Annotated in this window: 9 protein-coding genes and 2 pseudogenes; 5 read left to right on the top strand and 6 right to left on the bottom strand. The window is 71.6% G+C overall.

Features of this window, described 5'->3' with window-relative positions:
* The 3 genes and pseudogenes from SALMUC_RS23350 to SALMUC_RS23340 form a co-directional block, all read right to left on the bottom strand.
* A pseudogene (locus SALMUC_RS23350) lies at positions 1–335 on the bottom strand (efflux RND transporter periplasmic adaptor subunit); the annotation flags it as partial.
* A gap of 4 nt (positions 336–339) precedes the next feature.
* Positions 340–2,703 (bottom strand): ABC transporter permease, encoded by a 2,364-nt coding sequence (locus SALMUC_RS23345; protein ID WP_020043636.1) that lies wholly within the window; start codon positions 2,701–2,703, stop codon positions 340–342.
* A complete protein-coding gene (locus SALMUC_RS23340; protein ID WP_020043637.1) occupies positions 2,697–3,404 on the bottom strand; it encodes an ABC transporter ATP-binding protein in 708 nt (235 codons plus the stop codon). Before SALMUC_RS23340 ends, SALMUC_RS23345 begins: the two co-directional genes overlap by 7 nt.
* 205 nt (positions 3,405–3,609) lie before the next feature.
* On the opposite strand from SALMUC_RS23340, the gene SALMUC_RS23335 reads away from it, so the two are divergent.
* Positions 3,610–4,533 (top strand): autotransporter domain-containing protein, encoded by a 924-nt coding sequence (locus tag SALMUC_RS23335; protein ID WP_020043638.1) that lies wholly within the window; start codon positions 3,610–3,612, stop codon positions 4,531–4,533.
* 41 nt (positions 4,534–4,574) lie between these two features.
* Positions 4,575–5,258, top strand: a complete 684-nt coding sequence (locus SALMUC_RS28555) for a glycosyltransferase family 2 protein (RefSeq protein WP_020043639.1) — start codon at positions 4,575–4,577, stop codon at positions 5,256–5,258.
* A gap of 49 nt (positions 5,259–5,307) precedes the next feature.
* Here the strand turns inward: SALMUC_RS28555 and SALMUC_RS23325 are convergent, their stop codons facing one another.
* Positions 5,308–5,535, bottom strand: coding sequence for a DUF1150 family protein (locus tag SALMUC_RS23325; protein WP_020043640.1), 228 nt, complete (start codon positions 5,533–5,535; stop codon positions 5,308–5,310).
* 4 nt (positions 5,536–5,539) lie between these two features.
* Complete coding sequence (locus SALMUC_RS23320; protein ID WP_020043641.1) at positions 5,540–5,950, bottom strand: Hsp20 family protein; 411 nt, start codon at positions 5,948–5,950, stop codon at positions 5,540–5,542.
* A gap of 156 nt (positions 5,951–6,106) precedes the next feature.
* Between SALMUC_RS23320 and SALMUC_RS23315 the strand changes: the two genes are divergently transcribed.
* The 3 genes from SALMUC_RS23315 to SALMUC_RS23305 all read left to right on the top strand — a co-directional run bounded on the left by SALMUC_RS23315 (position 6,107) and on the right by SALMUC_RS23305 (position 8,127).
* Positions 6,107–6,331: a YdcH family protein gene (locus SALMUC_RS23315; RefSeq protein WP_020043642.1), complete on the top strand. Its 225-nt coding sequence runs from the start codon at positions 6,107–6,109 to the stop codon at positions 6,329–6,331.
* 144 nt (positions 6,332–6,475) lie between these two features.
* A complete protein-coding gene (gene purE / locus SALMUC_RS23310) occupies positions 6,476–6,967 on the top strand; it encodes a 5-(carboxyamino)imidazole ribonucleotide mutase (RefSeq protein ID WP_020043643.1) in 492 nt (163 codons plus the stop codon).
* Between the two features lie 89 nt (positions 6,968–7,056).
* A complete protein-coding gene (locus tag SALMUC_RS23305) occupies positions 7,057–8,127 on the top strand; it encodes a 5-(carboxyamino)imidazole ribonucleotide synthase (protein WP_020043644.1) in 1,071 nt (356 codons plus the stop codon).
* A 6-nt stretch (positions 8,128–8,133) separates the two neighbouring features.
* Here SALMUC_RS23305 and SALMUC_RS23300 read toward each other — a convergent pair.
* Positions 8,134–8,501: pseudogene (locus SALMUC_RS23300) on the bottom strand (amidohydrolase family protein); the annotation flags it as partial.

Here is an 8,501-nt window from a genome sequence, read left to right as displayed (position 1 = left end):
GCGACGGCCGCCAGCGCCTGCTCGCGCGTGCGGATGTCCAGCGCGGCGGGATTGGTCGGCCGCATGTGCGCCACGGTCCCGCCCTGCGCCACCGCGTCGCCCGCCTGCGCGTCCACGCGCAGCAGCCGCCCCGCGACCGGCGTCGAGACGACGTAGACGTCGTGCACCCGCGTGTGCCCCTCCTCGTCGATGGTCACGGTCAGCGGCCCCCGCGTGACGGTGCCCAGGTCGACCAGCACCGCCCGCGGCCAGAAGGCCGCGGCCAGCGTGCCGGCCAGCACCAGCGCCAGCAGCGACCACAGGATCAGGCGGGTGCGCGTGCGCGTGTTTGCCATGTCGTCAGTCCCTTGTCTTGAGCGTCGCGACCAGGTCGGCGCGGTCCACGTCGCGTTTCACCAGCAGCCCCGAGATGACCGCCCCCGCGATGACCACCAGCGCGGCATTGCCGAAGGTCGTGGCGCGGAAAACCACCGGCACGGTGTAGATCTCCGAGGAATAGGCCGCCGCCAGCAGGTAGGACAGAGCCGCCCCCAGCCCCGCGCCCAGCGGCAGGGCCAGCAGCGTCACCAGCCCCAGCTCGCCCAGCAGCACGTAGGCGGCCTCGCCGCGCGAAAAGCCGATGACCCGCAGGCTGGCGAGGTCGTGCGCCCGCTCGGCCAGCGCGATGCGCGCGGCGTTGTAGACGATGCCGAAGGTGATGACGAAGGCCACCGCTGCCATCACGAAGCGCGTCCAGCCCGCGCCCTCGTCCATAAGCTTGCGGAAGGCGCCGCGCGCCTCGGCCTTGAGGCTCACCCCCGCCACCACCGGCATGCCCTTGAGCCAGGCGAAGATCTCCTCCGCATCCGCCGTGTCGATCCGCAGCGCCGCGCCCGAGACGCGCCCGGGCTCCCCCAGCGCGCGGTTCAGCCCCGCCAGCGCCATGTAGGCCGGCGCCCCCAGCACCGTGTCCGAGACCCCCACCACCGGCAGCTGCAACAGGGGCTGCGCCCCCTCGCGCACGTCGACGGTCAGGTCCTGCCCCACCTCCAGCCCCAGCTTGGCGGCCAGTGCGGTGCTCAGCACCAGCCCGTCCTCGCGCATGGCGATGGGGTGCAGCGCGGGCGTCAGCGCGCGGGTCAGCGCGGGCTCGGGCGGCAGGCCGGTGATGCTGCCGCGATGGCTCTGCCGCCCGTTGCGCAGGATCACGGCCACGTGCCGCACCCCCTCGACCCGCTCGATCCCCGGATGCCGCGCCAGCTCCAGCAGCGTCTTGTCCGAGACCGCATGCGTGAAGGTCACCGCGACGTCCGAGCGGTCCATCACGTCGAAGCTCAGCATGATCGCCCGGTCGAAGCCCGCGTGGATCGTCAGCATCCCCACCGACAGCGCCATGCCGCAGGTGATGCCGACCACCGCGCCCGCCATGCGGAAGGGCGTCCGCGTGAAGCGCCGCAGCACCATGCGGCTCGGCTGGTCCAGCCAACGCGTCAGGCCCTTCCAGCGCCCGGCAAAGGCATAATCCGGCGGGGCGGGCGGGCGCATCGCCTCGGCCGGCTGCAGCCGGAAGACCCGGCGCAGCACCACCGCGCCGCCCGCCGCGGCCGCCGCCACGCTGACCAGGGTGCCCAGGGCAAAGGCCGCGGGCTCCAGCCGGAAGACCAGGAAGGGGAACTTGAAGTAGGCCAGGTAGACCTGCACCATCCCGCGCCCCGCCGCGATCCCGAAAAGGCACCCCAGCGCCGCCCCCGTCAGCGCGATCACCAGCACCAGCTTCAGGTAATGCGCCCCGATCTCGCCCGAGCGGTAGCCGAAGGCCTTGAGCAGCCCGATCTCCTCGCGCTCGGCCTGCACCATGCGGGCGATGACGATGTTCAGCAGGAAGGCCGCCACCGCCATGAAGATCGGCGGGATCGTGGTGGCGGAATCCTTCAGCCCGGCGATCTCCTCCGACACGAAGCGGTTCGAGAACTGGTCCGCCCGGTCATAGGCCCCCGCCGCGCCCCAGGGCGCCAGCAGCCGGTCCAGCGCCTCGATCACGCCCGGCGCCCCGGCGCCCCGCGCCAGCCCGACCAGCGCCTCGTTGAAGGCGCCCTCCATGTCGAAGGCCGCCGCCATCGCCTCGGGCGAGAGCCACAGCACCCCGAACCGCGCATCGTCGGGCACCATCTCGCCGGGCGCCGCCGCGTAGAGGAACTCGGGCGACCGCGCCAGCCCGGTGATGCGGAAGTCGAAGCGCGCGCCGTTCATCGTCGCCGCCAGGTGGTCTCCGGGCCGCAGGCCGTGCGCGGCGGCAAAGCTCTCCAGCAACACCGCCTCCTCCGGGTGCCCGCGCTCGAACAGCCGCCCGGCCTCCAGCCGGATCGCGTTCAGCGCGGGCGCATCTCCGTGGGGCAGCGACAGCGCCTGTGCCTGCACCGGCACCGCGTGCCCCGGCAGGTCCAGCAGCGCCAGCCCCGAGACGCGCCCCTCGACCGCGTTCACGCCCTCCAGCGCCGCGATACGGTCCAGCAGCCGCTCGGGCGCCCGCACCACCGGGGCAAAGACCTCGGCAAAGCGGTAGCGCTCGTAGTAGCCGCGCCGCGTCTCCTCGAGCGAGCTCACGAGCCCCGACATCATCACCTGCAGCATCACGCCAAGCGCCATGACCACGGCGATGGCCAGCGCCTGCCCCTTCATGCGCCAGAGGTCGCGCAGCAGCTTGCGGTCGAGCGGCCCTACCATTCGATCTCTCCGGCGGGGCAGGGCGCGGCGTTCTCCTCGACCGAGCGGATCGCCCCGTCGGCAAAGCGGATCACCCGGTCGGCCATGCCCGCCGTCGCCGCCGCGTGGGTGACGATCAGCACCGTGGTGCCCAGCCGCCGGTTCAGCGCCTGCAGCACGCCCAGCACCTCGCGCCCCGTGGTGCTGTCGAGCGCGCCGGTCGGCTCGTCGCAGAGCAGCACGTCGGGCTGTTTCGCCACCGCCCGCGCGATGGCCACGCGCTGCTGTTCGCCCCCCGACAGCTGCGAGGGGAAATGCCCGGCCCGTTCCTTCAGCCCCACCAGCCCCAGCGCCTCGGCGGGCGTCATGGGATTGCGCGCGATCTCGGTCACCAGCTCGACGTTCTCCTCGGCGGTGAGCGAGGGCATCAGGTTGTAGAACTGGAAGATGAAGCCGAGGTGATCGCGCCGGTAGCGGGTCAGCGTCCGGTCGCTCATCGCCGTCAGCTCTTCGGCCCCGAACCAGACCCGGCCCGATGTCGGCCGGTCCAGCCCGCCGAGGATGTTCAGCAGCGTGGACTTGCCGCTGCCCGAGGGGCCCAGCAGCACGACGATCTCGCCGGCGGGCAGGTCGAGGTCGACCCCGCGCAGCGCGTGCACGGCCGAGTGGCCCGAGCCATAGGTCCGGGTCAGTCCCTCCGCGCGATAGGCCGTGTCCGCCATGAAGCACCTCCGTCACGGCGAATCCTAGGGGCGCTTCGCGGGCACTGTCTGCGATCCAAATCAATTCCGCGGGCAATTCGCGGCAAAACGAGCCGCGCGGGAAAAACGTGATTTGCGCGACCCGCCACATTTTTTCTAGACGACGGACAAGGCGCCACCCGGTGACGCCGGAACCTCCCCTCAAAGTCCCGCCCTGTCTCCGAAGATGCGCCCGCCTCTGCCCAACCTCCTTGTCGCCGCGCTGTCGCTCTGCCTCGCCGCCGTGCCGGTGCGGGCCGGCGCCGACGAGCTGCGCGACGCCCTGACCTCGGGCGCCGACCTCACGCTGCGCGCGGCCTTCGGGGCCTTCGACTCCGTCATCGGCCAGGCGCAGGGCGGTCTGCGGCACGTCCGGCTCGACCGGCGCGGGCTCTTCCTCGCGACGCGGGCCAAGCGCGACATGCCCCGCGTCTGGAGCGCCTTCCAGGCCCGCGAGTATCACGGCACGCGCGAGGGGCACGTCTTCGACCTGCTCGCCGCCTACGAACGGCCGCTGACGGGCGAAACGCGCGCCGGGCTCGCCGCCGGGCTGGCCAAGGCCAACCTCGACACCGGCGAACGGATGCAGGTCAGCGCCTTTTCGGTCGCGCCCTATCTCACGGCCCGCCTGAACGAGCGCACGGGGCTCAAGGCCTGGCTGGCCTTCTCGCGGCCCGACTACCGGCTTCGCACCGGCCACCTGCGCGCGCGGCGCGCGGCCGCCGGGGTCCGTGCGAACACGCGCCGGACCTTCGGCGCGGTGAAGCTGACCGGATCGCTCGCGCTCACGGCCTCGCGGCAGGTGCACCCCAAGCTGGACCTGCCCGACCACGCGGTCGAGGATTTCGCGATCGAGCGCCTGAACGGAACGATCCGCAGCCGTGCGACCTTCGGCGGCGACGCGCCGCTCAAGCCCTACGTCGACCTCGCGCTCGACCTGGGCCACTGGCGCGATGCCGGGGGGCAGGGCGATCACATGCGCCCCTCGCTGCGCACCGGCTTCGCCTGGTCGAGCAAGCGGCACAGGGTGAAGTTCGACCTCGACGGCAACCGCGCCTTCGACGCCGGGCGGCCGCTGGTCCTGCGCGCGCGCTACGACTGGCGCTTCTGACGCCCTTGCCTCGGGCCGCCGCCCGGGGTTGGCTGCGGCGCATGGCCATCGTCTCGCTCACCTCGATCCCGCCGCGCTTCGCCGCGCTGGGCTCCACGCTCGAGTCGTTGCTCGCGCAGCGCCCCGCGCCCGAGGCGGTGCTGCTCTGCCTGCCCCGCGGCTACCGCCGCTTCCCCGGCCCGGTCACCCCGCCGAAGCTGCCCGAGGGCGTGCGCCTCGTCTGGTCGGACGTGGATCACGGTCCCGCGCTCAAGCTGCTGCCCGCGCTCCGTGCCGTCCCCGACCCCGCGAGCGAGATCGCGATCTGCGACGACGACTGGCTCTACGGCCCCGGCTGGCTGTCCGCGCTCAAGGCGGCCCGCCGCCCCGGCGTGGCCGTGGCCGGCTCGACATGGGAGGTCCGCCGCCTCAAACGGCAGGGCGGATCGGTGGTTCAGGGATTCGCGGGCGTCCTGCTGCGAGCCGGGATGTTCGACGCGCAGGTCCTCTGTCCGCCGCCCGAGGCCTGGGCGGTCGACGACATCTGGATCTCGGGACAACTGGCGCGCCGGGGCGTCGGGATCGTCGAGGCTCCGGCCGCGCGGGCGGCGATCACGCCGCGCGACTCGCCCGGCGCGCTGCAGGGCGCGCGCGTCGACGGTCGCTCACGTGCCGCAGCGAACGCGGCCTGTACGGAATTGCTGTACGACTGGTACGGGATCTGGCCTCCGCTGGACCGCGCATGACGCGGCGCGGGGGCCTTGGCGCCGGCCTTGAGGGCCGGCGCGCACCGGTTCAGTGCACCGTCACGGGTGCCAGGTCGTTCTGCCGGGCCAGCACGAAGGCCAGCGCCCGGTCCTTGACCAGCGCGAGGCGCTCGCCGTCGGCGCGGTGCACCGCGTAGAGCGTTTCCAGCCCGTCGAGCTGCTCCTGCACCTCTTCGGGCAGATCGCGCGCCGCCACGGGGCGGACGTAGACGATCTTGGCGTCCTCGAATTCGTTGAAATCATACTTCGTATGCATGGGCTTACCCCCTTCTGATCTGGATCGTCTGCACCACCGTCTCGGGGCGCGATATGGACAGATCCACGTGCAGGAGACCGTTCTCCATGACGGCCTCTCCCACCTCGACGCCGTCGGCCAGCACGAAGCTGCGCTGGAACTGGCGCGCCGCGATCCCGCGGTGCAGGAACACCCGGTCCGCGCCGTCGTCGGCCTGTCGGCCGCGGATCACCAGCTGGCGGTCCTCGACCGTGATCGACAGGTCGGCTTCCGAGAACCCCGCCACGGCAAGCGTGATGCGGTACGAGTGATCCGACGTCTGTTCGATGTTGAAGGGCGGATATCCCTCGCTCGATTTCGCTGTGCGCTCGAGCAGGCGTTCCAGCTGCTCGAAGCCGAGCATGTGGGGATAGGAGCCCAGAGTCATTTTGCTCATCGACACGTCCTTGTGAATTAAGCGACCGTCCATGACGGGCCCCGTTATGGCGACCCGTCCATGGAAATATGGGAACGCAGCGTATTTTGCGCAAGGGCTTTGCCAAAGCGCTTGCGCTTGATATCCTGTGCAAACCTACGACATGGGGATGTCCCGATGAATGCGCCGCACGATATCTCGATGAAGTCGGACGAGGTCCTGCGCGTCGAGCTCGAAGTCTTCCGGCGCGAGCACCGCGACCTCGACGACGCCATCCGCGCCCTGCAGGAACGCTCGATGGGCGACCAGCTCACGCTGCAGCGCCTGAAGAGGAAGAAGCTCGCCCTCAAGGACAGGATCGCCCTGATCGAGGACCGCCTGACCCCCGACATCATCGCCTGATACCTCGGGCCGCACCAAATTCCTTGGCAAGGAATTTGCAAAAGTCTTCGAAGACTTTCGGGCGCCCATCCGATGCGCCAGCGCGATTGCCCCCCGGCTTGAAACCGGTATAGTCCGGGCTTTCCCCGCGAAACGGAGGCGGTCGTGGCAGAGGACGTTAAGGTCGGCATCATCATGGGCAGCCAGTCGGACTGGCCCACCATGGAAGAGGCGGCGCGGATGCTCGACGAGCTGGGCGTGGCCTACGAGGCGCGCATCGTCTCGGCGCACCGCACGCCCGACCGGCTCTGGAGCTACGGCAAGGAGGCCGCGGGTCGCGGGCTCCAGGTGATCATCGCCGGCGCCGGGGGCGCCGCGCACCTGCCGGGCATGATGGCCTCCAAGACCCGCGTGCCGGTGATCGGCGTTCCGGTGCAGACCCGCGCGCTCAATGGCGTCGACAGCCTCTATTCCATCGTGCAGATGCCGCGCGGCTTCCCGGTCGCGACCATGGCCATCGGCTCGGCCGGGGCCGCCAACGCGGGCCTCATGGCGGCGGGCATCCTCGCGCTGCAGGACCCGGCGCTGGCCGAGCGGCTCGACGCCTGGCGCGCCGCGCTGTCCGGGTCGATCCCCGAGGAACCCGACCGCGACTGACCCCGGCGGGGCCAATCCCAAAAGGCATGTTGCAGAGCGCGCCGTTTCGCAGGAAACAGGCCGGGCAGCATGTCAGAGCGGAGGCCCCCATGACCGACCCCCTTCCCCAAGGCGCCACCATCGGCATTCTCGGCGGCGGACAGCTGGGCCGGATGCTCTCGGTCGCCGCGAGCCGGCTTGGCCTGAGAACCCACGTCTTCGAGCCGGGCGCCGAGCCGCCGGCGGGCCACGTCGCCCATGCCGTGACCACCGCCCCCTACGAGGACGCGGAAGCCCTGCGCGCCTTTGCCGCCTCGGTCGACGTCATCACCTACGAGTTCGAGAACATCCCCACCGAGGCGCTGGACGTGCTGCAGGAGCTGCGCCCGATCCGACCGGGGCGCGAGGCGCTGCGCGTCAGCCAGGACCGGCTCACCGAGAAGACCTTCCTCACCGACCTCGGGCTGCGCACCGCGCCCTTTGCCGACATCACCGATGCCGCCTCGCTGCGGCAGGCGCTGGAGGTCATCGGCGCGCCCGCGATCCTCAAGACCCGGCGCTTCGGCTACGACGGCAAGGGCCAGGCCCGGATCGAACGCCCGGAGGACGCCGACGAGGCGCTGGCCGAGATGCAGGGCGCCCCGGCGATCCTCGAGGGCTTCGTGAGCTTCAGCCACGAGGTCTCGGTCATCGCGGCACGCGGCCCCGATGGCGCCGTCTCCTGCTACGACCCCGGCGAGAACGTGCACCGCGAGGGCATCCTGCGCACCACCACGGTGCCGGCGCGTCTCAGCACCGCGCAGCGCACCGATGCCGCGCTGCTGGCGGGCAAGATCCTCAACGCGCTCGACTACGTGGGCGTCATGGGGGTCGAGCTTTTCGTCACGCCCGAGGGGCTTCTGGTCAACGAGATCGCCCCGCGCGTGCACAACTCCGGGCACTGGACGCAGAACGGCTGCACCATCGACCAGTTCGAGCAGCACATCCGCGCCGTCGCGGGCTGGTCGCTGGGCGACGGCTCGCGCTACGCGGACGTGCAGATGGAGAACCTCATCGGCGACGACCTCGACCGCGTGCCCGAACTGGCCTGCGAACGCGACACGGCGCTGCACCTCTACGGCAAGGCGGCGGTGAAGCCGGGCCGCAAGATGGGGCACGTGAACCGGATCGTGCGCGGCTGAGCGTCCTCAGCCAACGAACCGCTCGGCCACCGCGCCCGACATCCAGGCGACCTGTCCGCCCGCAAGCGTGGCCACGATGCGGCGGGTTCCGGGCTCCATGACCACGAGGTCGGCGCGCTGGCCGGGCACCAGCCGTCCGCGGTCGGTCAGCCCCAGCAGCCGCGCCGGCCGCTCCGAGACCAGCGCCCAGGCCTGCGCCTCGTCCAGCAGGCCCAGCTCGACGCAGCGCCAGGCGGCGCGCGCCGGGGCGGGGTAGTGGTAATCCGAGGCCAGCGCGTCGCAGAGCCCCTCGGCCACCAGCTCCGCCGCCGCGACGTTGCCTGCGTGGCTGGCGCCGCGCACCACGTTGGGCGCTCCCAGCACCACCGCGTCGC

It is taken from the genome of Salipiger mucosus DSM 16094, assembly GCF_000442255.1.
In the GTDB taxonomy this organism is placed as follows: domain Bacteria; phylum Pseudomonadota; class Alphaproteobacteria; order Rhodobacterales; family Rhodobacteraceae; genus Salipiger; species Salipiger mucosus.
Note: the sequence above shows the minus strand (reverse complement) of the source record. Positions and strands in the feature narration are given on the sequence as shown.